The organism is Rhodothermales bacterium, from assembly GCA_041391505.1.
Classification (GTDB): domain Bacteria; phylum Bacteroidota; class Rhodothermia; order Rhodothermales; family JAHQVL01; genus JAWKNW01.
Genome location: JAWKNW010000015.1, coordinates 67,409 through 90,583, shown reverse-complemented (window position 1 = coordinate 90,583; position 23,175 = coordinate 67,409). Strand labels below are relative to the sequence as shown.

The following is a 23,175-nucleotide window of genomic DNA, read 5'->3' as shown; positions in this document are numbered from 1 at the left end:
CAGACCCATGATTGATTTTCCCATCATCGATACCCACCTCCACCTGTGGGATCCCGGCCGGCTCCGCTACGCCTGGCTGGACGACATCCCGCTCCTGAACAAACCCTATCTGCTCGACGACTTTAATGCGGCCACCGCTCCGCTCGAGATCGAACAGATGGTCTTCCTCCAGTGCGAGGCGGACTACTCCCAGTACCAGGCCGAAGCCGACTGGGTGACCGGGCTCGCCGCGGCTGACCCGCGCATCGCCGGCATCGTCCCCTGGGCGCCGCTCGAACGGGGCGCCGCCGCCCGCGACGCCGTGGCGAAGCTGGCGGCGAACCCGCTCGTCAAGGGCATCCGCCGGATCATCCAGTTCGAGCCCGACCCCTGGTTTTGTCTCCAGCCGGCGTTTGTCGAGGGCGTGAACCTGCTGGCGGAGTTCAACCTGCACTTCGAACTGTGCCTCAAGGGCGACGACCAGTTTCGGAACGCCATCACCCTCGCCCGCGAATGCCCGGACGTGCGGTTCATCCTCGATCATATCGGAAAACCGTTTATCAAAAGCCGCATCATGTCGCCGTGGGACGAGCTGATGGAGCAGTTTGCCGGCCTGCCCAACACCTGGTGCAAGATCTCCGGACTGGTTACCGAGGCCGACCTTGAAAACTGGGCGCTGGCCGATCTCATCCCGTATGTCGAACATGTGATCGACTGTTTCGGCTGGGATCGGGTGATGTACGGGGGCGACTGGCCCGTGGTCCTCCAGGCCGCCACCTACGCCCGATGGGTCGAGACCCTCGCGAAGTCGATCAAGACCGCCTCCAAAGCCGACACGAAAAAGCTGTTTTGCGACAACGCCCGCGCCTTCTACCGGCTCTGAACTCGCCCGCATGACCCTCCATCCCTCCCGCCTCGCTCCGGTCGTCCTCGGGCTTGCGTCGCTGCTGATCGCGCCGTCCGCCGCCCTCGCGCAATCGCTCGACGGCTACGTCCTGCAAAAAACGGCTCAGCACTACGCGCCCGGCGATCCCGATGTCCCGTTTGCCGCATGGGTCGACGCCGCCGGCGAACCCTGGGGGCATGCCGAACGCGGACCGGTAGACAGCCTGAGGGTGTTCGCGCGCACGCCGGACGGGGTCGTGTGGCTCGGCGGTCCTCATGGCGCCGCCCGGTTCGATGCGTCCGCCACCGAGCGATGGGACCGCTGGCAGTATTTCGCCGGCCGCCGCTGGCTCGCGGACGACCGCGTCCGGCAGATCGTCGTCCAGCCCCACGCGCCGGAGACCGTCTGGATCCGCACCGACGCCGGCGTGTCGCGTATCGCCTTCCGGCCGATGGCGTTGGAAGCCATGGCCGACTCGTTCGACGCCGTCATCGAAGCCCGCCACGTCCGGCACGGCTTCGTCACCCGCTCGAAGCTCCTTCGCGCCGGCGACCTCGCCTCCAGCGTCACCAGCGACGACGACAACGACGGGCTGTGGACGGCCATGTACCTCGCAGCCCAGACCTACCGGTACCGCGTCACCGGCTCCTCCGTGGCCCGCGACCGCGCCGAACGCGCCCTCCGGTCCCTGATGCGCCTGGAGACGATCGACCCTATACCGGGCTACTATGCGCGCACCTACCGCACCCTCGACGAGCCGGCGCCGCACCAGGACAATGGCCAGTGGCACCGCGTGCCGGGCGAGCGCATCGAGTGGAAAAGCGACACCAGTTCCGACGAGTCGGTCGGGCACTATTACGGCTACGCGATCTATTTCGACCTCGTGGCCGGCGAATCCGAAAAAGAAGAAATTCGCGCCTATGTGCGCCGGCTGACCGACTACCTGCTCGACAACGACCTCAACCTGATCGATGTCGACGGGCTGCCGACGCGCTGGGGGCAATGGGGTGAGGACTATTTCGCGACCCCGGAGGGCGACTACGAACGCGCCCTGCGTTCGCTGGAGCTTCTTTCGTTTCTCAAGACGACGTACCACATCACGGGCGATCCGCGGTATCAGGAAGCGTACGAGGAGTACGTGCGCCGCGGATACGCGCACTTCGCGCTTGAATACCGGCGCTGGGGCAGCCAGGAGTGGGAAATCAATTATTCCGATGACGAGCTGTATTTCCTGAGCATCTTCCCGCTCCTGAGCTACGAAACGGATCCGGTCCTTCGCGCCCGGTACCTCGAGTCGCTTCGGTTCACCTGGGCGCAGGTGATGCCCGAACGCAACGCGCTATGGAATTACATGGCGGCCGCACTCGGCGCCGGCCCGCTTACCCCCCGCATCGCCGAGGAAAGCCGCATGCGTCTCGCGCGCACCCCGCTCGACCTCATCGAGTGGCGCATGACGAACAGCCACCGGATCGACGTTCGGCCGAACCGCTCCCCGGATCGGCACAGCCAGCAGGAACTCATCTACGTGCTCGCACCGGACGAGCGCCACGTCATGAAACACAACGGCAACCCGTATGCGGCGGACGGAGGAAATGGCGGCACGACGGAGGAAGCGCCAACCTTCTGGCTGCTCCCCTACTGGATGGGCCGCTATTACGGACTATAGGCCACGCCGGCGTGGCCTCAAGAGGTCGACTTGCGCAACGCCTCGATCTGGCCCCACACCGCTTCGGCCTCGGCTGTCCAGGTCGCGTACGCCTTGATGTCGCCGGCACGCTGTGCGTCGCGGGCCTTTATGAGCAGGCTGTTATACTGTTTTTCCAGGGCGCGAATCGGGTTTCGGGACAGAAAGGAAAACATCGTGTAGCCTCGGCTGGTGGAACGTAGCGAGCGTGCAACCCTCATACCCGCGGCCCCGCCGGTATGCCCAGTGGTACACGACCTCAACCCTCCGTATCGTCGCGCTTCCCGGTACCCGTAAGGTGGCGATACAGATGGTAGGCGCAATCGGGCCCGATCAGCTTCGCCGCAGAGGCGGGCGACAGCCCCATTTTGTGTTTCATGATGAGCCGGCGGTACTGATACCGTTTTCGCATCACATCCGCGCGCTGGCTGAGTTCGTCCTCCGGAGACGCCTCGCCGGATCCTTCCGGCAGCGCTGGGTCGTTCATGGCCGATCTTTCGCTTTTATGGGCTATTTTTAGAAAATACAATCAAAAAGCCTGAATAAGCGCATCAAATAAGAAGATTTTTTTGCAACCATTTGGGCATGTACGTCATTCATGTGTATGTTTTGATGGATGTCCGGTACAGGGAACAAGCCCCTGCCGCAATGGACGCATTTCGTTCGATCGCATGTGGATCCTTTTGCATCGAACCCTGGCTCTGTCCGTCCGCGGTCTCTCTTGTATGTCGGCGAAACATCTGGAAAAAACAATATACCCCACGGACACCCTGCTGCGTGACCCTAGCGCGCACCGGCGTGTCATCCACTACCCCTACGTTCCGATAGAACATGTCTCTACAACACATTACGCGTCTTGACTACCAGAAGACGCATGGCTGGTGGGTCCGTATCCGCCGGAAGTCCAATCCATGCTCCAAGCTGTTTTCCGACGGTGTCTACGGAGGCAAGGAAGAAGCGCTCGAAAAAGCCATCGCCTGGCGGGATGAGAAGCTGAAAGATGCCCCGAAACTCGCATCGCGAACGGTGGAATCAGGCTCCAAAACCGTCAAGACCGGTGTACCGGGCCTGAGCCTTACCTTTGTCGAAGGCAGCGACGGCCCGCTGGCGCACCTCCAGGTGTCGATCCAGCGTGGCGGAAAACGAACGGGTACGCGGTACTCGGTCAACAAGTGGGGCCTTCGCGCCTCGCTCTGGAAGGCCTGCGTGGCCATCGCGAAAGGCACGGTCCAGAGCGGCAACGGCTCGGGCAGAACGTCGCTCCAGGAAATGGCCGTCAAGCTGTACGACGAGGCCTTCCCGAACATCCTCTCCGCACTCGAAGACATGAACCTCGTGATCGAAACGAACGAGAACGAATGAGTGGATGAGTGGATTGGATAACGAATCGCTAAATCTTTCAGTCGTTTGACCTATACGGCCACCCGGGCGATCCCTTACTTTAGTGCACAACAATCAACCCCCTGTGCACGAAGTGAAACGCCAGCCCATCGTTTGGGGGGCCGAAGGGCAAGCGAGTCGCGACGTGCACAGGGGGTATTGTTATGCGGTAGAACGTGCGCACCCTGACGCGCCGAGCGTCCGATCCAGAATGCGGGCGGGCAGGATTACCGGTCCAGAACCCTGTCTCTCAAGCGAGATCCTGCATCTAGCATCCTGCATCCCGCATCTTGCATCCCGCATCTTGCATCCCGCATCTTGCATCCCGCACCCATCCCTCGTTTCGCGTGGTGCGCGGTGTCTTGTCGTTAAGCGATTCCCTATCGATAATACTCGGCCAGGGCGGCAACCGTCAGCTTCTTGACGCGGGGTGAGGCTTCGTATGCCACCTCCTCGCGCAATTCGCTCATTGCCGTGTGGCTGCCGATCGCACTGAGCGCCGCCAGCGCCATGATGCGCGTGCCTTCGGTTGCCCCATCCCGGTACAGGGAAAGCAGATGGGGCACCGCCGGCTTCAGGTTGAGCCGCTTCCCATGCATCTCCGCAAAGAAGATGATGTTCTGGAGGGCCACCTGCTCGTCCTGCACCGTCGACGAGGTCAGCGCCAGCACCAGTTCCGAGGATAGCGCATTCCACCATTGCGGGCTGTAGTCGCCAGTCGCCTCGGTGATGTACTGGTTGACGTACGGCTCGACATCGGGAACGAGGGACTGGGCCGCCGCGGGAAGCGCGAATATGGAAAAAGCGAGCAGGTAAAGCGGGAGCTTGACGTGTCTCATTGGAGTATCTGTTTGGTCTTGTTGAAAGGCCGCCGGTCTGCTCATCACAGCCGGCGTGGTTCGGATACCGGGGGCGGTGACTCGCCCCCGGTGTCACACCCTCAAAAGACCCGATTGCCTCCGAAAGTTTCTAACAGGAAGGGCTTACATAATTTTAGCTTAACACTGTAAGCGGTTTCTTCATTATTTCCTAATATTATTAGGCCGCCTCCTGATCCAAAACCGGCGAACACGCGGGTTTCGCCCAGGCGATACGGAAGCGCATGGAGCCGGGGAGACCGCCCGCTAACCGTTCAATCCGCGCCGAGCGACGCCCTCGATCGCCGCTGCGAACGCGTCCACTTCCTGGACCGTCGTGAACACATTCGGCGTCACCCGAACGCCCTCCCATTCTCCTGGAACGAACCGGGGACGCACGTGGATGCGATGCCGGCGCCACAGAGCGTCCGTAAGCTCCTGCGCGCCGACGCCGGCAAGCCGCACCGTGCCGATCGCGCAGGACTGCGCCGGGTCGTCCGAAGTCAGGAGTTGCACCCCGGGGAGATCCCGCACCTGATCGGTCCAGCGCTGACGTAAATAGCGCAGCCGCGCGGCCTTGCGGTCAATGCCGATGTATTCGTTAAACGCGATCGCCTCGCCGATGGCGTTGCGGTTGGCCACGGGGTGGGTGCCGATCTGCTCGAACTTGCGGATATCCGCGTCCATGCTCGCCGGCGCCGCCATGAGAGGCCACACCTCCGGGATCAGCTCGCGCCGTACGTACAAAAAGCCGGTGCCAAAGGGCGCGGTGAGCCATTTGTGCAGGCTCGTCCCGAAAAAGTCGCACTCCAGCTCGTCGCGGGTAAACGGGAAATGGGCGAAGGCATGCGCCCCATCGACAATCGTCCGGATTCCCCGGGCCCGCGCCATACGGCACAGGGCGCGCACCGGAAAAATCTGGCCGGCGGTATAGGTGATGTGGCTAAAATGGATGACCCGCGTCCGTGGCGTGATCGCCTGCTCGAAGAGCTGGGTCAGCTGATCGGGGTGTTCGGCCGGCGTGGGGATCGGTATGGCCCGAAGCACGATCCCGTCGCGGCGGGCGCGCTGTTCCCACGTCGTCAGCATCCGGGGATAGTCCTGCGTCGTCGTCAACACCTCGTCGCCGGGCTCGAGGCGCAGACCGAACTGGACGATCTGCAGGGATTCCGAAGTATTGCGCGTGATGGCCAACTCCTCCGCGTCGCAGCCGAAGAGTCCGGCAAGCCGGCCCCGGACCATCTCCAGCTCCGGGTACAGCATCTCATCCGCCCAGAAGGACGGACTCATGTTTACGATGGTGTTGTACTGCTGCTCGGCTTCCTGAACCACACGCGGCGCCGGACTCACGCTGCCGCTGTTGAGGTTGATCTGGTTCGGATCGATCGTGAAAGCGTGCCGGATCTGAAGCCAGAAATCCTCATCCGCCGCCAGGGCTTCCGCCGTCCGGGGTCGCGCGGCGCTGAAGGCCGGCGCGAGGCGTTCGAGGGCGTCGGGCTTCCAGCCTATCAGACAGGCCCCGGCCCCCATCCGCTCAAAAAAATCTCGTCTGCGCATGTTTGTTCGGATGCTTGATCTGACCCGGCTCCTCGTGCGAAATCCTGCCTCTTGCCCCCTGCATCCAGCTCCCCCTCCTGCCGGCGCAGTTCTTAAATAACCAACGAGTTATATAGTACATCTCACGATGCGGCCACGAGCGATGTCCGGCCCGGTCTCAGTTTTCCCGGGGCAAGCTCAGCACCTGCCCGTCCGCCAGCAAACGCGCCTCGAGGGCACTGTAGCGGATTTCCTGGACCGGCACGCCGGCGTCGAGCGCGAGGGAGGCCGCGGTAGCGGCGGATTGACCGAGGATCATGAACACGGGCTCCATGCGGATCGAGCCGTACGCGATATGGGAGGCGGAGACGGCGACCGGCACAAGCACGTTCGTCGCCTCGGATGCTTTCGGGATGATGGCGCCGTAGCTGATCGAATAGGGTCCGCCCGGGTTGACCTGGATGTCACCCTCGTTGTGCACGAAGCCGTTGGCATCGACATAGCGCTGGACGTTGTGGGAGTCCATGTTGTAGGACCCCATCCCGATCGGCAGTGGCGTCGGGCGGATGTTGCGAAGGTGCATTTCGGTGGTCACGAAATCGCTGACCATGCGCCGCGCTTCCCGGATGTAGATCTGATGCGGCCAGTGGTTGTTGTCGACGAACTCGTCTCTGGCGAGCCCCCACTGGCTCATGGCCTCGCGCACGTCCGCCGGCACGCGCTGGTCGTTGGCCAGAAACCACATCAGCCCCTGCTGATACGCGACGTGGTCCTGCAAAATCTCCTGCCGGCGCTCATAGGATGCCTCGGGGTAGTCGTAATTCGCCCCGATATGATCGGTGCTGAAGGCGCCGTGGTTGTTCGTGTCCGTCTTGTGGTTGGGGATGGGGTCGAACTTGGCAAACACTTCCCGCCACCCGAGCTCGAGGTAACGCCCCAGCAATTCGTAGCGCATCGGGTCGTAGTTCGCCGGCCGCACGAACGGCATCCGGTTTTCAGGGACGTTCGTCAGGCACATCCGGTAGTTGTAGGCCTGGACCCGGTGGTCGCCCTCGCCCTCCTTGCCCGGATCGCTACCCTGGATACCCGGCAGCAGCCCGCTCGACGGGTCGCCCGGTTTCACATAGGCGTCGACGGCGCGGTCGAACTGGTGTTTGACCGCGTTGCGCGTCTGCACGCCGTTGAGCATCTCGCCATACGCGCTGTTCGGCTCGCGGCCGACGGCGTAACTGATCCCCGCGGTGGCCATGAGGTCGCCTTCGTACGAGGCGTCGATGAACATGCGCCCCCGATAGGTGGCCCCGCTCAGCGTCGTGATGGCCAGCACCCTCGACCCCACCTTGGTCACGCCCCACTCGCGGTCCAGCCACTCGTCCCGGTACACCTCGATCTCGTACTCGCGCACCCAGGCCTCGAACGCCGCTTCGGCGACGTGCGGCTCGAACACCCAGATGGCGTCGGCCTCCGGATCGTAGCGCGAAAACGTCGACCGATCCTCGAACGGCCAGGCGGATTCGTCGTCGTAATGCGCTTTGACGCGCTGGTAGAACGTGCGGGCGAGGCCACCGATGGCCTCCTTGATCCCGGAGTCCGTCCACCCGAGACCGCCCGACGTCATGCCGCCCAGATGCGTTTCGGGGCAAACGAGAACCACCTGGCGCTCCATCCGCCGGCCCTGGACGGCCGCCGTCAGGCCGGCCGACGTGCAGCCATAAATGACAATGTCGTATACCTTGGTCGAATCGTTTACGGTCAGCGGGGGGGAAGCTTCCTGTGCACGAACGGGTGCGAGCATCCCCAACGCCACCAGAAATACGATGGCAAAAATCATGGGTCGCCCTGCTGGAATCATCGCTACATCCTAAGCCGGTCCATCCACCAGGGCGGATCCGGCGCGAAGGCTAAGCTTAGCGACTCGCCGCCATTAACACAAGGGCGAAGGATCGGGGACCCGCCGGCGTCCCGTTTATCCCCCGTACCCGGGCGAGCCTTGCCCGTCCGACCTGTTGGGATAAGGAGAATTTTATCGTGACGTAACACTTTAAGTGACCATTCCCAAATCGTTACCCACGAAGAGAGAACTTTTTCGGCATCGAAAGCGTCTCCTGACCCATCTATTCCATGGAGACCGGGTGGATCGGCTTGCAAGTCGCCCGATCCGCGACGATCTTTATGTCAAACACCCCCTTGAGTCCCCCTCGAAACAGACCCCGGGGAGCGTATCCCGGACCACCATGAAACGCCTCGTCTTTCTCAGCATGGCGCTCATCGTAGCGAGCGGGTGCGACGTTTTTCAGCTCAACGACGAATCGAGCATCGTCAACGGCAACTGGTCCAGCACCGTCGCGGCGGTTTCAGGGACCTGCTGCCAGCTCGAAATCCAGATCAAGAATGCCGACGGCCGGTTGACCGGGTCCGGCACCGTGGAGACGCCCGGCCGGCGTGTCGGGACCTCGGATATCTACAGCATCTCGTTTTCCGGCACCCTGAACAACGACCGGGTGGATCTGCAACTCGACAGCGAATTCAATTCGGGGTCGATCGTGGGGCAGGTCGTGCGCGACTACAGCCGCATCTACGACATGGTGCTCGAGGTGGATTTTTCCGGATTCGGCTACACCGGCAAGGACATCATCCTTTTCCCGCGGGCCGAATAGGTCCGGGCACCCCTCAGGTAGTTTGCCGGATCTCGAAACGGGTGTAACCGGCCGGCGCCATCGCCGTTTCGGTCAGGGAGTCCACCCGCGCCAGGGCCGGCCCCCGCTTCACGAGCGCCTCGAAGCCGCGCAGGGCGTCCACCGGCCCCTCTGCAACCACGACGACGGAGCCGTCGCGGCGATTCGCGACCCACCCCATCACCCGCATTTCACGCGCGCATTGCGCCGTATAGGCGCGAAATCCCACGCCCTGCACGCGGCCACGTACGATCCATTCTACGGTCAGCCCGGGGTGTTCCATGCGCGTTTCTTCAGGTGTGAGATTGCAGGGTGTGAGGGGGGGATGTTGGATGCAGGATGTTGGATGCGGGATGTTGGATGCAGGATGTTGGATGCGGGATGTTGGATGCAGGATGTTGGATGCAGGATGTTGGATGCAGGATGTTGGATGCGGGATGTTGGATGCAGGATGTTGGATGCAGGATGTTGGATGCGGGATGTTGTAAATGGGATTTTGGATGCAGGATGTTGGATGCAGGATGTTTGTACTCAGCATCTTGCATCCTGCATCTTGCATCCCAAATCCCGCACCCCGCATCACGCATCCCCCATCCCGCACCAAATCACTCCAGTGCCCGGATGGAAACACGCAGCGAGCTGGCCTATGCGGCCGGGGGCAGCACATCGAATGCGCCATCGATCCCGCCGTCGCGAGCGAAATCTCCTTCCGCAGATCCCGTCCAGGAATGTACCATCGTGGCCCACCCAGATGCGAGGCTGCAACACCCTTCCGTTCGAGATTCGGCCCACGGCTCGAACGCACTGTACATCCCGCGTAGGCGGAAACCAAGCAAGCCACAACACCGCATGATCGATTTATTGAAACGCTGGGCCGCTCTGGAGCCGGCATGGTGCCATATCGATGGGCGCCGCATCTATTTCGGGCCCTCCGGACGTCAGGAATGGGTAGAGACCTATCGCAAACAGATCCCCTGGCGCGCGGAAGGCGCCATCCAGAAAGCCGTGATCCTGGCTATGGACGAGCGGGCGTGGATCTGGGAGCGGGGCGCCGACGGTTCGCTGACGGTAGGCCACCCGGATGGCGTGCAGTCGGTCGTCCTCTCTGGAACGGACTTCACCGCCGATCTATTGAATGCGTACGTGCAGCGGCTCGAGATAGCGAGGTACCTGCTGGCCGATTGACAGCCGCCGTCTGCGTTTACCGAAAGGACAAAAACAGGAATAGGCCCCACCTCCACCCGGCAGAGCCTATTCCATGATCAGTACTGCAAGCGTTTATTAGCGCAGCCTCCGGGCCTTGCGTTACAGATCGAACGAACTTTTTTTACACTTTCGATAAAATCGCCTCTATCGGCCCAAAATCAATGTTTTTTTCTCTCCCCCCAGGCCATGATCAGTGTTGTTAGCGGTACGAACGGGTTCATCGGCAGCCGGCTGGTCGAGGCCCTCCTGAGCCAGGGGCACGAGGTCCGGGCGCTGACGCGCTCCCCCAACGCCCCGGCGCCCGCCGGCACGACGCCGTTTCCGGTCGACTTCGCGCGGCCGGACCGGATCCTGGCATCGGGCGCGCTGGAGGGGGCCGACTATGTATTCCATGTCGCCGGCGTGACCCGGGCGCTGACGATCGACGCCTTCCGGGAAGGCAACGTGACGCCGCTGCGGTCCCTCATGTCGGCGCTGGAGACGGCGGAGGCTCCGCTGCGCCGGCTCACGCTCGTGTCCTCGCAGGCCGCCGCCGGACCGGCTCGGGGGCCCGGGCTCCCGGTCGACGAGACGATGCCCCCCTCCCCGTTCGAGATCTACGGCCAGAGCAAATACGAAGCGGAACGCCTCCTCCAGGACCAGACGGGCCGGCTTCCGTACACCATCATCCGCCCCTCGGCCGTGTATGGGCCGCGCGATCAGGATTTCCTGGTGCTCTTCAAACAGCTGCGGCGGGGAGCGGGATTATACCCGGCCAACAAAAGCAGCCGGATCGCGACGATCCACGTCGACGACCTCATCCAGGGCATGCTCAGGGCTACGTTCGAGGATGCGGGGCGCGACGAGGTGTTTTTCCTTACCCACGAGGAGGACGTGGGATGGCGGGAGGTTTACGCCGGCATGGCCCGCGCCATGGATCGGCCGCTGCGCTTCGAACTCGAAATACCTCGCCTGTTTGTCCGCGCCGCCGGCGCCTTCGGCGACCTGGCCTCTCGCGTGTCGGGGCGCCTATCGCTCGTCAACAGCCACAAGGTCAGCCTGGGCCTTTCGCCGTACTGGACCTGCTCGGCCGAAAAAGCGCGGCGGCTCGTTCGCTTCACGCCGTCCGTACCGCTCAACGAAGGCCTGGCGGCGACGTATCGATGGTACCGCGAGCACGGCTGGCTCTGAGGCTCTTCAGGCCGGCGTGGGCCGCGCAGGCATCTTGCCGAGCAGGGCGAGCAGGTCTTCCCGGTTGAAGGGCATCGCAATCAGACCATCCCACGCGATCTCCGACGCGGGGCCGCTCCAGTCCTTGTCGATCAGACCGATACAGACCAGGTCGGCCCGGCGCGGCGATGTCGCCAGGCTCCTGCGGGCGTCGGCCAGCCCGGCGTCCATCGCGTTGACCAGGACGGCGTTGCAGGAGGCGTCCGGAGCCTCGTCGCCGGTCCACGGCTCTACCTCCATGCCGGCGTCGGTCAACATGCGCGTCAGGATGCGCGCGTGGAACGGGTTGGGTTCCGCGATGAGCACCCGCAGCCCGTCTACAGCCCGGCAGTTTGCGCTGCAGGGCAGCACCAGGGTAAACGTGGTGCCTACCTGGGGCTCGCTCTCGACACGGATCTCCCCTTCCATGAGCCGCGCCAGACGCTGGCTGATGGCAAGCCCCAGACCGGTGCCTCCATACTTGCGCGTCGTGGAGCTGTCCACCTGCGAGAACGACTGGAACAGGCGGTCGATCCGCTCCTTCGGGATGCCGATCCCGGTATCCTGAACCGCAATGGCTACCCCGGGGCGCCCGTCGGGCAGCTCGATCGTCGCGCAGCGCAGCGTCACGCTGCCGCGCTCCGTAAATTTGACCGCATTGGAAAGCAGGTTCAGGACGATCTGGCGGATGCGGAATTCATCGCCCGTAAACCGCTCCGGCTGCTGATCGTCGATATCGAGCTTCAGATCCAACCCCTTGTCCGCCGCCCGGGCCTGCAGCAACATCGAAACCGACCGCAGCGTGGCGCCAAGGTCGAATTCACGGTGTTCCAGCTCGATCCGGCCGGCTTCGATCTTCGAGAAGTCGAGGATGTCGTTGATCACCATCAGCAGGCTCTCGCCGCTCGCGCGAATCACGTCGACATACTCCTCCTGCTCGGCCGTGAGTTCCGTCTCCATGAGGAGGCTCGTCATGCCGATCACCCCGTTCATCGGGGTGCGGATCTCGTGGCTCATGTTGGCGAGGAACATGCTCTTCGTGACCGTCGCCTCTTCCGCCACGCGGCGCGCCTCGATGAGCTCTTCCCGATAGGCTTTTTCGCCGCTGACATCCGCGAAGGAAGTGACGACCGCGTAGGGCCGCTCCTCCCCCGTCCGCCAGAGCGGTTCGGAATTGATCGAGATCCAGCGCAGGTCGCCGTCGGGCACGATGATGCCCATCGTCACGCCGTGGAGCGAAGCGCCCGTCTGGAGCGTCACCATCGCCGGATGCTCATGCCCGGGAAACGGCGACCCATCCTCCTTGATCGCTCCCCATCGGGGATCCATGGACGTACGCTCGCTGAGCTGGTCTGTCGTCAAGCCCAGGATGCGCTCCGCGCTCTCGTTGGCGGCTATGATCTGTCCATCCGCCTGCTGCAAGACGATGCCTTCGGTGAGCACCGCGACCACCGTGCGGTACCGCTCCTCGCTTTCCTGCAGCACGCGTTCGGAGGCGTGCCGGCGCTCGTTCTCCTCCACGAGCCGCATGTTCGTCTGCCGCAGCAATTCCGTCCTGCGATCGACTTCGCGTTCGAGCCGGGCCGCGGCTTCGCGATGCTCGCGATCCAGCTGCTCCTGGATCAGGCGTCGCTGCTTGAGCATCTCGCGGATGCGGATCCCGAGGCTCCCCTGTTTCAACAACAGCTCGAACAGCAACCCGATCACCATCGCCACTTCCTGCCACCGGGCGGCCGGCAGGATCCCGGCCGTGGCCAACGTAAAGACCATGGAGGGCAGGAGCGCGCAGGCGGTTGAGATGAAATACAGCACCGCCGGCCTGAAACCCTGCCGATACCGGATCCATGCGATCGTATGCTCGATCGGGGGCCAGAGCACGCAGCTCGCCACGACGAACCAGATCATGTTGTACCGCGTGGAGAGCCCCAGCGCGACGACCCCGATGAAAAACGACACCAGGACAGCGCGGTCGAGACGAGGCAGGTACCTGTTGGATTCAAAAAAATGGCGAACGAACAGCATGCGCACGACGACCGGCATCAGGGCTAGCGTCAGCACCAGCTGCTCCCGCCAGACGCTCGCGAGGTCGGCAACCACGTAGCTGTCGAGGTCTTTCCAGACGAAAAGAAACAGCCCGAACATCGCCGTATAGAGCCCGAAGTAGAGCATGTGCCGCTCGCGCGCGAACGCATAGAGCAGCACATTGAGGATCCCCAGCGCCGCGATGATGCCCATGAGCAGTCCCCACGACAGGAGGTGCTGGGCTTGCATGGCGGCGAACTCGTTCTCGGTGAGCACCGCGAGCGGCAGCTGCATCTGACGCGTGGTTTCGAATCGCACCAGAAAGGTGCGCGTCTCCCCCGGACTCACGTGCAGCGCACCGGCCGGCAGGACGCTCATCACGGCGCGCCGGCTCATTGGCACACGCTGCCCGGTTTCCTGGGCGACCCAGCCGTCGGGACTCCAGGAATACAGCGTCATCCAGTCGATTTCCGAAAAGGTCATCGCCAGATAAAAAGCCCGCTCCTCGGTCAGATTCTGCACCTGGAAGCGTCCCCACATCACCAGCCGCTTCATCCCGAAGTTCGGCACGGCCTCCGAGACGCTAAAGAACCCATCCTGGCGCCGGGCCACCTCCTCCGCCGTCCACGTCCCGTCGAGATCCTCGATGAATTCGATGTAAGGCGTCAGCGAAACCTCCTCCACGCCGGCCACCATCTTGAGCGCCGGCGCGCGCGGTGGTTGCTGTGCGATCCCACCAAAAAGAAAAGCCAGAAGTATCAGAAGCGGCATCTGAACGGTGGTAGAAGACCAGGGAACTGCGAAATGATCAACTGAGAAACTGTTGAGAAGTAAAAACAGGTTGTCTTCCTGAGCCCCCGGCGCTTGCGACGGGGTTGTCGAAGGACCTCCCGAATCACTCGCGCATGGCTCCCATGAGCATCTCACGGTGGTTCGAGAAGTCTCCCCGCGTTCGCGGGGACGGGCATTCATCACGCCCACCGCAAGCGGAGGGCGGTTCAGGATGAGGGACCGAGAAGGATTTTTGAAAATCCCAACCGTTTCTGAACGGCGCACCGGCCCCTGCCGGACTTTTTCAGGGGATCGACCGATGCGCCCGCTGCTTGAATCCACAGCGTCATCGAGGAGCAAAAACCTGAAATAGCTGACGGCGCTGCAGCTTTTTTGCGATCGTTTTCCGAACTTCAGCCCGCCCCTTACCCAGCCTCTCACCGTTCTGCCTGGCCGCTTCATGAAAGAAGCCCCCGAATCCACGTCGTTCACGCGTCGGCACTTTATAAAAACGGCTTGTCTGCCCCTGGCCTCCGGCGTTCTGGCCGGCTGCGGTGCTTTCGGAGGCGCGCGCACGACGCCGCCCGACTCGATCTCCACGGCATTCAAAAGCGACCATCCCCTCGCCGCGCTGCGCTTCCTGCACCAGGGCGTCGTTCGGAAGGACATGCGCTTTGCCTTTGCCCCCCAGCCCGTGCACATCGCCGAGGACGCCATCCACTGGCACGTCAAGGGGGAGCTGCCCTATCTCTCCGAAGTGACGGGACCGGAGGAGGACAAGCGCCTGCTCGCGCCTCCGATCGGGATGCGATCCGGCGTCCCGCTGGGCGGCATGGGGGGCGGCACGGTCGAGATCCGCGCCGACGGCAGCCTGAGGGATTGGCAAATTTTTAATACCTCGCCGGCATCCGAAGGCATGAAGGTCGATATCGAGGATTTCCTCCTCGGCATCCGGACACAGACGGGCGGCGGAACGCCCCGGGCCTGGGCGCTGCGGACGCATCCGCCGGGCGGATTGCCGGGGGTCGACCAGATCACGTTCTCGGGCGCCTTTCCCGTAGCCCGACTGCTGCCGGAGGCGGAGGGCCTGCCGCTCGACGTGGCCTGGTACGCCTACACGCCGTTTGTGCTGAACGACACCGCCTTCAGCGCCACGCCGGCGCTCGCCTTCACGCTGCTGCTCCATAACACCGGCAGCGCCCCGGTGAACGCTTCGGTGATGTGCAACCTGCCCAACTACCTGCAGGGCACGTTCCGCCTTCAGCGCGGCATCACCCTCACGCGCAACGGCGACACGCCGGAGGCGGGCACCATGACGCTGGAAACCCTGACCGGCTTCAACCTGAGCAGCATGGTATCGAGCGACCTCGACGAGATCTGGAGCGTATTCGAGCAGGAAGGATCGTTCGACGGGCAGATTGCGATGGGGCTCTTCGGCTACGGCGCCGCCGCCGCCACGGCCGTCGTCGAGCCGGGCACGACGCAGGTCGTCACATTTGTCCTGAGCTGGCACTTTCCCAACCGGCGCTTCTACGGAGCCGACGTCGGACAGGGCTATGCGGCCCGCTTCGACGGGGCGCCGGCCGCCGCCGCGGCCTTCATCGACCGCCTGCCGGATGTCTGGAAAAGCCTCAACACCTGGCAGGCGATGTGTTTCGACAATGCGCTGCCGGCGGCGCTGCAGGACGGCCTCGCAAACAGCCCGGCCATCCTCACCAAATCCGCCGTTCACACCCGGGCGCGCCACTGGCGGTTCTGGGACACCTTTTCAGCGCCGTCGCTCTCGTCATTGCCGGCCAGCCTGTACCGGGCCATGCCGCTGGCGTTGTTTTTCCCGGACGTCCTGCACGACCATCTGCGCGCCTACGCGGCCGTCCAGGCCGACGACGGGAGCCTGCCGGCCTCGCTCGGGCTGGGCGGTCGCACCCCGTTCGACGCCGCCGAAGGACCGGTGCAGGCCGACAACGGCCCCGCCTTCGTCCTCGAAACCTGCGCGCTCGTCCGGGCAACCGGCAACCGGGACATCCTGGCCGAACTCTGGCCCCACGCGCGCAAGGCGATGACCTGGCAGGCCGCCCGCGCCGAACGGCTGGGTTTGCCGGACCGGCTCGACTCCATCTACCGGTGGTGGCAGTACGGGGAGAAGGATCTGGCGGCGTATGGCGCCCTGCTGCATCTGGCGGCCGCCCAGGCTGCTGTCCAGCTCGCCACCCTCGCCGGCGACACCGCATTCGCGGCCACCCTCCGCGATCTGGTCAAGCAAGGTGCGGCCGCATTCGACACTGCCTTCTGGACGGGCGAGCACTATCGCGCCTGGCACACCGCCGGCGAACCGGCTACCGACGCCCTCCAGGCGGATACCCTGTACGGATTGCTCTGGTGCTACATGCTGGATCTCGACCCCGTCATCGATCCCGAGCGCGCCCGCCGGCATCTCCGGGCCGAAACCCGCGCCAACGGCACGCCCTACGGCGCGATGGCGATGCGCGGCGCCGGCGGCGACGAGGACGGGCTTTCGCCGGAACGGCCCTATCAGTTCCTCGCGGCCGGCCGCGGCGGGCCGACGGACTCCGTGGTGTGGCAGGCCGCAACGTACAACAGCGCGGCGCTCGCGATCCACCTCGATGTCGACGCCCGCGACGCCCTGGCACGCGCCGAGAAGGCCGCGACACACCAGTACCGCACGCTGCGCGACCCGTGGAATGTGTTCGAGATGCAGGCCGGCTGGGACGGCAGCCCGTGGGCCTATTCGCATCATCCCGCCCATCTGACCCTCTGGACGCTCCCGCTCGCCCTCACCGGGCAACGCTATGACGCGACCACCCGAAGCCTCACGTTCCATCCCCGGGATTCCATATCGCGAGCACCCTTTGTCACGCCGGCCGCCCGGGGCTCCCTCGAGGTGCGCGGCGGCGGCCGGTATACCCTGCACGTGTCCGACGGCCGACTCATCCTCGAGGAACTGCGCATCGGGGCCGACGTCGTACAGCGCGATGTGTTGCTCGAAGCCGGCCAGGTGCTCCGGATCGGATAACCCCCCCTTTTCGCCCAGACCGCATGAACATCCGTTTCCTTCTCCTGGCAGGCCTCCTCGTCGCCGGCGCCCCCGCCGCTTCCCGGGCCCAGTCGCATAACCACCTCGATCGGGTCAACACCCCGGTCGCATACGCGACCCGCGCCGCGTGGGACGCCCACGCCGGCTGGCTCCGCGACCAGCTGCTCGTCGGCAGCGGCCTCTATCCGATGCCCGACAAAACGCCGCTGCGCCCGGTCACCTCGGAATTCACCCTCGGGGACGGCTATACGGTGCAATCGATCGGCCTGGAGACGTATCCGGGGTTTTACCTGACGGGAACGCTCTACCGCCCGCGGGCCGGCACCGGTCCTTTTCCGGCCATTTTGTCGCCACACGGACACTGGGACGAGGGCCGGTTTGAACATACGGACCTGGCCTCCATCCCGGGCCGCGCCATCACGTTCGCCAGGCAGGGCTACGTCGTCCTCTCGTACTCGATGATCGGGTACAACGAAAACAGCAAGGACTTCCCCCACCGCTTCGACGAGATGAAGTACCAGCTATGGGGCTTTTCGGCGATGGGCCTTCAGCTCTGGAACAGCCTGCGCGCCCTCGACTACCTGAGCAGCCTCCCGGAGGTCGATGCGAACCGCATCGGGATGACCGGGGCGTCCGGCGGAGGCACGCAGACGTTCATGCTCACCGCCATCGACGACCGCATTGCCGCGGCGGCGCCGGTGAACATGATCTCGGCGCACTTCCAGGGCGGGTGCATCTGCGAAAACGGGCCGCTCACCCGGCTGGACGACAACAACATCGAGATCGGCGCGCTGGCCGCGCCGCGCCCGCTGATGATGGTATCGACCGCCGGCGACTGGACGGTGAACACGCCGAAGGTCGAGTATCCCGCGATGCAGGCGATTTATCGGCTTTTCGATGCCGAGGACCGCGTCGCCAACGTCCACCTGAACTATCCCCACAACTACAACAAGGAGAGCCGCTCGGCGGTGTACGACTGGTTCGCCCGCTGGCTCACGCCCGAGTTCGGCGACGTCCCGGAAGCCGACGAGCTCAACCTCCTGCCGGCCGATACCCGTGAAATCAAGCTGCCCCGGCGCACCCCGACGCCCGAGGCGCTGTTCGCGCAGGTGAAAACAGGCGCCGAGCGTCAGCTGTCGCACGCGAAACCGACCGACGCGGCCTCCCTCGACGCCTATCGGGCCACGTACGGCCGGGCGCTCGAACACGTCCTTTTTGCGCCGCCCGAGCCCGGACAGGTCCAGCTGGACTACCTCGCCCCGTCGCCGGCGGCCCCGGCGCGTCGGGCTGTCCTTATCGTGCATCCCGGCACCCCGGCCTCGGAGCGGACGGCGCGGTCGCTGGCGCGGCAACAGCAGATCGATGGCCGGCTCGCGGCCCTGCTCGTCCCCTATCCCGAAGGAGATACGTTCGTGCCGCCCGATTCGATCGCGTACTGGACGACGTACAACGCCACGGTACCGGTAAAGCGGGTCCAGGAAATCCGCCGGGCGATCGAGACCCTTTCGGCCCGCCCCGGCATCGAAAACGTGGAGGTGATCGGTCTGGATGAGGCCGGCGTGTGGACGCTGCTGGCCCGCGCCATGGCCCCGGATGTCGCCGCGACGACGGTGCACCTGAACGGCGTGGCCTACGACACGGATGACGACTTCCTGGCGCACCTGCCCGTGCCGCTGCTTCGGCGCGCCGGCGACCTCCGCACGGCGGTCGCGCTCATCGCCCCCGCCCCGCTGACCATCACCCACCTGCCCGACGGCGCGCTGGCGGACTGGATACGGGACCTCTACGCGGCGCTCGGGGCCGAACAGGCCCTGCATCTATCGGCAACCGACTGAAACATCCCACCGATGGCAAAAGACTACCTCGATCAACCCTACCACGCGCTGCGTCGCGCCGATCGGGCCATGGCGGACGACGACCAGATCCGTCTTTACCTGCATCGGGCGGCCTATGGCGCCCTGGCGGTCGTGCACGATGGACAGCCCTTCATCAACAGCAACCTCTTCGCGTACGACGAGGCCAACCGGGCCATCTACATCCACACGGCGCACGTCGGGCGTACGCAGGCCATTTTTGCGTCAACCGATGGCGCCCCGCTGTCGGTCTGTTTTTCGACCTTTTCGATGGGCCGCATGCTGCCGGCCGACGAAGCGCTCGAATTCAGCGTGGAATACGAAGGCGTGACCGTCTTCGGCGAGGGCCGGCTGGTTGAGGATGAGGAGGGGATGCGGCACGCGCTGCAGATGCTGCTCGACAAATACGCCCCGCACCTGCGCCCGGGCCGCGACTATCGGCCAATCGTGGAGGAGGAACTCAAACGTACGGCCGTCTTCCGCATCGATATCCGGCAATGGAGCGGAAAAAAGAAAGAGGAGTCCCCGTCGTTCCCGGGCGCCTACCACTACCCGCTCGAGCCCTGAGGCGAACGACCGTTCAGGCCGCGGACGCGCTGACGGTCTCGATCATCTGCCAGCGATGCAGCAGGTCCTGCAGCACCGGCTCGATCCGGTCGCGCAGCACACTGTTGGCATAACCGGCCCACGCCACGTCGTAAAGCAGCCGCAGCGGCGCATCGGCCGGCCCGCCGGCCGGGTCGACGATATGCACGCCCAGCTCCTCCGCGATCAGTTTCGTGCAGAGGTCGTACGGATGGCAGCAGATCCCCGTGGATTCGCCGCGATCGGCGAGCAGGGTCGAGAGAAAAGGGCGCAGATCGGCCACAAAACGGTCGTGCCCCGTCATCAGCTCGTACAACTGGCCGCCCGTCGAGATGTACTGGTCCTCAAAGCAATGCGCGCGGCCTTCCTGGACCGGACCGATGAGGGTCTGGATGAGCGTGTCGTCGATGGCGGCGAGCACGTCGCGGCCGCCGGGGAAAATGCGGGAGATCGTGGCGAAACCGTGCTCGACGGTCGTGGCGCGGGAGGGGCGAAGGAGCAGCGGCCGGCGCGCGCCCGTGATGCGGTTGTAGCGCTCGGCGCGGGCGCCCTCGCCGCGCGTGGCCCAGAGCACGTCGGAGAGATGCTGCTTGACCAGCGGGATTTCCGTCTGCACCGCCAGCACGATATCGCTGAGCGCCGTCTCGGGTCCCAGATTCGGGGCGACGCCGGTGAGAATCCAGGCGCTCCGCTTCTGATACATCAGGCCCCGCGTGCCGTCGATCGGATCCATGATGATGCGCCAGCGGGCCTCTTCGGCCGAGGCGCCCCGCGGGAGCACCATTTCGCCGCCGGCGAGGCCTTCGGCGATCAGCACGATCGGGATGTCCGGGGCGACGTGGCGTTCCAGAAACGGTACCAGTTCGGATTCACCGACGCGGTCGATGTGGTAGATCGTGTCTTCGTCGGATTCCTCGGCCACGTCGGCCAGGTGGTCGGTGTCCGCCAGTTCACAGGCGGCAACTACACGATTACGGATCTGCTCATGCAATACGCGTATCGCATCGAGCAGGACCGGCAGGTCTTGCGTGGAGGGCTTTCTCACGATGTCTACCGCTGAAATGAGAGAATATTAGAGATTCGCAACGGCCCGAGAACGTCTGCCAGAAAGGACAAGCCGCAAGAGGAGGTGCGCGATCCGGGACGATCGATCGCATGCGGCAGGGTCTACGGCGCCAGGAGATGTTTGCACCCTTCCTGGTATGGCCTGAACTTGGACCGGTTCCGGTCGTCTGGAATCTTCAAATAACATGCCACGAAGTGCAAACCCGTCCATTTCCAGGTCGTCCGGAGACGATCGACGGATTTGTCGACGGAAACCCCGCACATAGCGTCCTGAACCGCTCTGGGCTGGATTTCCGTGAATCGACGTTGCTGAAAATTCTTCACGGTTCGGACGTGCTACGGAAGAATTCCGAACGAATCCCTGCAGCCAGTGCGCAGGCCGGCATCCGATAACCCCCCTCCTACCCCGTACATTCCGATCACATGGCTATGCGCTAAAGGCGCACGTCACGTACTCCTTTCCGGCGTAGACGCTTAAAAGACCAGCGCGGTATCATACATCCGCCTCCCCTGTCTTTTACAGCCATAATCAGCCACGAACATGGGTAAAGGGGCCGTCATTGCCGCGCTCGCGTTGACCGTTATCATCGTCACGCTCCAGAACAGTTCACGACTGACCAGCCTCCAGGCTGAAGCGGAAACCTCCGACCATCAGAACAGCCTGATCGCACGCGAACTGGCGCTGGAGGCGCGAAAAGTCGTGCTCACGCACTGGGTCTCCTCCAACGGCGTCGGCACGACAGCGCCCTTCGACAGCGTCCACCAGAGCGGCGGGATGTATCGGGTCGTGAACTACACCCGGGATGGCAACGTCCTGGACTACACGGTCCAGGCGGAATACGGAAGCGCCATACACGAGATCCGTAGCCGGTACGAGTGGAATAACTTCGCGGCCCGCGGCGGCCTCCAGATCAAGGCAGCCAACCTGGACGCGCAGATCTCCCCCCTCGCGCAGCTGAACCTGCAGCATGTCGTGCTCGACGACCAGAGCCTGCTCGACCTGGAAGACATGCTGGTCGATGAACTCAGCGCCATCGACAGCCTCGGCGAACTGGGCATTGGGTGGTACGACCTGCAAAACGACCTGAACACGGCGCTCGTCTCGAGCAACCATCCGGAAATCTCGGTGCTGCCGGTGACGCAGGTGCAGCGGGACGCGTACGACCACTCCACGGGCATCTACTTCCCGGATCAGGTGAGCCAGACCGTGGCGACGTATGTCGCGAAGAACCCCGGCTCGCACCTCGTCGTCACCGATCTCGCCGACCTTGGCGGCTCCTTCAACGACGGCATCCACGAAGTCATGACCTTCCAGGGCGATCTCATCGTGAGCAATGGCTTCTCCGGCGAGGGCGTTCTGGTGGTGGAAGGCAACCTGCGCGTCCTGCCGGATGTTGCGTTCAACTGGACGGGGATCGTGCTGGTCAAAACGCCGTCGGACATGCTCAACCCGTACGTCGATCTCTCCGGCGACGTGTCGATCTCGGGCAGCCTGATCGCGATTGAAGAAGGCGTACCCAACTTCGGGCACATGGACGTATCCGTACTCCGCGACTACGGCGCCGCCTGGTCGCTGCCGAGCGGACAGGACGCCCTGTATTACAGCCATCAGCATGACTACAGCGGCACCTACGGCTGGCAGGTGCTGTTTCGCACGGATGCCGTCCCGGTCGTTCCGCTGTCGATCACCAAATTCGATGCGTTCCTGTCCGTTTTCGACCCGCAGGAGGAGATCTACCTGGAGCTATTCAATGCGCAGAACCACGGCCGTTCGCTGCTGACGATGGAACTCGCCGACGAGGAGCGCTACACCTTTCCCGTCGCAGCGGGCTTCGATCCCAACCTGAGGTCGACGGGCAGCCCGTTCGCTACCCGCCCGTTCAAGATTCAGGACCTCGTCTACCTTGACCTGGTCGTCACGCGCCTCAGCGCGCTGAACCGCCTGTGGGACAGCGACACCCCCTACGACGTGTGCGCGTACAACACCGTCACGAAATCGCGCACGTGGGCAACCAACTGCACCTGGGGCACGCAGAGCCGCATGGGGGACCTCACCCTGCGCATTCGCAAGGCCAACGGGGCGCTCATCTACGAGGCGCCGTTCTACTGGCACCGCCGCAAGGACGAGCTCGACGACTTCGAGGAGGAAATGCAGGATCTGATCAATAATATCACGTCCACCGACTACGGCCTCGATCTCACCATCGGCCCGAACGCGACCATTTCCACCAACCCGGGCGCCATCGCCGGCATCGGCGCCTTTGGCGGCATCACGCTCGGCCTGACCCACCTCGGCACCTGGCAGCGGGCCTGGACCGTCGGCGATACCGCGCAGCCCTGAGCCGAACCGGAATCCCGTATGCGGGTTCACAGGGCGTCCGGAGTCGCATCGTCGCGCCATGTTTTGGTTTTGCGCCGATAGTTGAGCGCCTA

18 protein-coding genes are annotated in these 23,175 nt (G+C 64.0%); 10 read left to right on the top strand and 8 right to left on the bottom strand.

Going from position 1 to position 23,175, the window contains the following annotated elements:
• Nucleotides 1-7 precede the first annotated feature (7 nt).
• Together R2834_15035 and R2834_15030 are read left to right on the top strand one after the other, a co-directional pair.
• Nucleotides 8-862: an amidohydrolase family protein gene (locus tag R2834_15035; GenBank protein MEZ4701651.1), complete on the top strand. Its 855-nt coding sequence runs from the start codon at nt 8-10 to the stop codon at nt 860-862.
• Nucleotides 863-872: 10 nt separating this feature from the next.
• On the top strand, nt 873-2,531 hold the full coding sequence (locus tag R2834_15030; protein ID MEZ4701650.1) for a hypothetical protein: 1,659 nt from the start codon (nt 873-875) through the stop codon (nt 2,529-2,531).
• Nucleotides 2,532-2,548: 17 nt separating this feature from the next.
• Here R2834_15030 and R2834_15025 read toward each other — a convergent pair whose 3' ends face one another.
• Together R2834_15025 and R2834_15020 are read right to left on the bottom strand one after the other, a co-directional pair.
• Nucleotides 2,549-2,725 carry a DUF6435 family protein gene (locus tag R2834_15025; protein MEZ4701649.1) on the bottom strand — a complete coding sequence of 59 codons (177 nt, stop codon included), beginning with the start codon at nt 2,723-2,725 and terminating at the stop codon, nt 2,549-2,551.
• Between the two features lie 83 nt (nt 2,726-2,808).
• On the bottom strand, nt 2,809-3,036 hold the full coding sequence (locus R2834_15020) for a hypothetical protein (protein MEZ4701648.1): 228 nt from the start codon (nt 3,034-3,036) through the stop codon (nt 2,809-2,811).
• A gap of 344 nt (nt 3,037-3,380) precedes the next feature.
• On the opposite strand from R2834_15020, the gene R2834_15015 reads away from it, so the two are divergent.
• Nucleotides 3,381-3,911: a hypothetical protein gene (locus tag R2834_15015; protein ID MEZ4701647.1), complete on the top strand. Its 531-nt coding sequence runs from the start codon at nt 3,381-3,383 to the stop codon at nt 3,909-3,911.
• 398 nt (nt 3,912-4,309) lie between these two features.
• Here the strand turns inward: R2834_15015 and R2834_15010 are convergent, their stop codons facing one another.
• The 3 genes from R2834_15010 to R2834_15000 form a co-directional block, all read right to left on the bottom strand.
• Nucleotides 4,310-4,768, bottom strand: coding sequence for a hypothetical protein (locus R2834_15010; protein ID MEZ4701646.1), 459 nt, complete (start codon nt 4,766-4,768; stop codon nt 4,310-4,312).
• A gap of 285 nt (nt 4,769-5,053) precedes the next feature.
• The gene (locus R2834_15005; protein ID MEZ4701645.1) at nt 5,054-6,343 is read right to left on the bottom strand and encodes an aminotransferase class V-fold PLP-dependent enzyme; all 1,290 of its coding nucleotides are present in this window, start codon (nt 6,341-6,343) and stop codon (nt 5,054-5,056) included.
• A 157-nt stretch (nt 6,344-6,500) separates the two neighbouring features.
• On the bottom strand, nt 6,501-8,153 hold the full coding sequence (locus tag R2834_15000) for an FAD-dependent oxidoreductase (GenBank protein MEZ4701644.1): 1,653 nt from the start codon (nt 8,151-8,153) through the stop codon (nt 6,501-6,503).
• Nucleotides 8,154-8,556: 403 nt separating this feature from the next.
• Between R2834_15000 and R2834_14995 the strand changes: the two genes are divergently transcribed.
• Nucleotides 8,557-8,979: a hypothetical protein gene (locus R2834_14995; protein ID MEZ4701643.1), complete on the top strand. Its 423-nt coding sequence runs from the start codon at nt 8,557-8,559 to the stop codon at nt 8,977-8,979.
• Nucleotides 8,980-8,992: 13 nt separating this feature from the next.
• On the opposite strand, the gene R2834_14990 is transcribed toward R2834_14995, so the two are convergent.
• Nucleotides 8,993-9,280 (bottom strand): acylphosphatase, encoded by a 288-nt coding sequence (locus R2834_14990; protein ID MEZ4701642.1) that lies wholly within the window; start codon nt 9,278-9,280, stop codon nt 8,993-8,995.
• Nucleotides 9,281-9,846: 566 nt separating this feature from the next.
• Between R2834_14990 and R2834_14985 the strand changes: the two genes are divergently transcribed.
• Both R2834_14985 and R2834_14980 read left to right on the top strand, forming a co-directional pair.
• The gene (locus tag R2834_14985; protein MEZ4701641.1) at nt 9,847-10,182 is read left to right on the top strand and encodes a hypothetical protein; all 336 of its coding nucleotides are present in this window, start codon (nt 9,847-9,849) and stop codon (nt 10,180-10,182) included.
• A 207-nt stretch (nt 10,183-10,389) separates the two neighbouring features.
• On the top strand, nt 10,390-11,373 hold the full coding sequence (locus tag R2834_14980; protein ID MEZ4701640.1) for an NAD-dependent epimerase/dehydratase family protein: 984 nt from the start codon (nt 10,390-10,392) through the stop codon (nt 11,371-11,373).
• 6 nt (nt 11,374-11,379) lie between these two features.
• Here the strand turns inward: R2834_14980 and R2834_14975 are convergent, their stop codons facing one another.
• Nucleotides 11,380-14,184 (bottom strand): ATP-binding protein, encoded by a 2,805-nt coding sequence (locus R2834_14975; protein ID MEZ4701639.1) that lies wholly within the window; start codon nt 14,182-14,184, stop codon nt 11,380-11,382.
• A 460-nt stretch (nt 14,185-14,644) separates the two neighbouring features.
• Here R2834_14975 and R2834_14970 point away from each other — a divergent pair, with 460 nt between their 5' ends.
• From R2834_14970 to R2834_14960, 3 genes are read left to right on the top strand one after another with little or no spacing between them, the layout of a single operon-like run.
• On the top strand, nt 14,645-17,218 hold the full coding sequence (locus tag R2834_14970; protein ID MEZ4701638.1) for a GH116 family glycosyl-hydrolase: 2,574 nt from the start codon (nt 14,645-14,647) through the stop codon (nt 17,216-17,218).
• Between the two features lie 23 nt (nt 17,219-17,241).
• Complete coding sequence (locus R2834_14965) at nt 17,242-19,074, top strand: acetylxylan esterase (protein MEZ4701637.1); 1,833 nt, start codon at nt 17,242-17,244, stop codon at nt 19,072-19,074.
• 12 nt (nt 19,075-19,086) lie between these two features.
• Nucleotides 19,087-19,659 (top strand): pyridoxamine 5'-phosphate oxidase family protein, encoded by a 573-nt coding sequence (locus R2834_14960; protein ID MEZ4701636.1) that lies wholly within the window; start codon nt 19,087-19,089, stop codon nt 19,657-19,659.
• Nucleotides 19,660-19,672: 13 nt separating this feature from the next.
• On the opposite strand, the gene R2834_14955 is transcribed toward R2834_14960, so the two are convergent.
• Nucleotides 19,673-20,722, bottom strand: a complete 1,050-nt coding sequence (locus tag R2834_14955; GenBank protein MEZ4701635.1) for a hypothetical protein — start codon at nt 20,720-20,722, stop codon at nt 19,673-19,675.
• A 561-nt stretch (nt 20,723-21,283) separates the two neighbouring features.
• Between R2834_14955 and R2834_14950 the strand changes: the two genes are divergently transcribed.
• Complete coding sequence (locus tag R2834_14950) at nt 21,284-23,083, top strand: hypothetical protein (protein ID MEZ4701634.1); 1,800 nt, start codon at nt 21,284-21,286, stop codon at nt 23,081-23,083.
• Nucleotides 23,084-23,175 lie beyond the last annotated feature (92 nt).

Excerpts from the sequence above, each read along its gene's own strand:
- R2834_15035 (MEZ4701651.1), top strand. The coding sequence starts at position 8 with ATGATTGATTTTCCCATCATCGATACCCACCTCCACCTGTGGGATCCC.
- R2834_15030 (MEZ4701650.1), top strand. The coding sequence starts at position 873 with ATGACCCTCCATCCCTCCCGCCTCGCTCCGGTCGTCCTCGGGCTTGCG.
- R2834_15025 (MEZ4701649.1), bottom strand. The coding sequence starts at position 2,725 with ATGTTTTCCTTTCTGTCCCGAAACCCGATTCGCGCCCTGGAAAAACAG.
- R2834_15020 (MEZ4701648.1), bottom strand. The coding sequence starts at position 3,036 with ATGAACGACCCAGCGCTGCCGGAAGGATCCGGCGAGGCGTCTCCGGAG.
- R2834_15015 (MEZ4701647.1), top strand. The coding sequence starts at position 3,381 with ATGTCTCTACAACACATTACGCGTCTTGACTACCAGAAGACGCATGGC.
- R2834_15010 (MEZ4701646.1), bottom strand. The coding sequence starts at position 4,768 with ATGAGACACGTCAAGCTCCCGCTTTACCTGCTCGCTTTTTCCATATTC.
- R2834_15005 (MEZ4701645.1), bottom strand. The coding sequence starts at position 6,343 with ATGCGCAGACGAGATTTTTTTGAGCGGATGGGGGCCGGGGCCTGTCTG.
- R2834_15000 (MEZ4701644.1), bottom strand. The coding sequence starts at position 8,153 with ATGATTTTTGCCATCGTATTTCTGGTGGCGTTGGGGATGCTCGCACCC.
- R2834_14995 (MEZ4701643.1), top strand. The coding sequence starts at position 8,557 with ATGAAACGCCTCGTCTTTCTCAGCATGGCGCTCATCGTAGCGAGCGGG.
- R2834_14990 (MEZ4701642.1), bottom strand. The coding sequence starts at position 9,280 with ATGGAACACCCCGGGCTGACCGTAGAATGGATCGTACGTGGCCGCGTG.
- R2834_14985 (MEZ4701641.1), top strand. The coding sequence starts at position 9,847 with ATGATCGATTTATTGAAACGCTGGGCCGCTCTGGAGCCGGCATGGTGC.
- R2834_14980 (MEZ4701640.1), top strand. The coding sequence starts at position 10,390 with ATGATCAGTGTTGTTAGCGGTACGAACGGGTTCATCGGCAGCCGGCTG.
- R2834_14975 (MEZ4701639.1), bottom strand. The coding sequence starts at position 14,184 with ATGCCGCTTCTGATACTTCTGGCTTTTCTTTTTGGTGGGATCGCACAG.
- R2834_14970 (MEZ4701638.1), top strand. The coding sequence starts at position 14,645 with ATGAAAGAAGCCCCCGAATCCACGTCGTTCACGCGTCGGCACTTTATA.
- R2834_14965 (MEZ4701637.1), top strand. The coding sequence starts at position 17,242 with ATGAACATCCGTTTCCTTCTCCTGGCAGGCCTCCTCGTCGCCGGCGCC.
- R2834_14960 (MEZ4701636.1), top strand. The coding sequence starts at position 19,087 with ATGGCAAAAGACTACCTCGATCAACCCTACCACGCGCTGCGTCGCGCC.
- R2834_14950 (MEZ4701634.1), top strand. The coding sequence starts at position 21,284 with ATGGGTAAAGGGGCCGTCATTGCCGCGCTCGCGTTGACCGTTATCATC.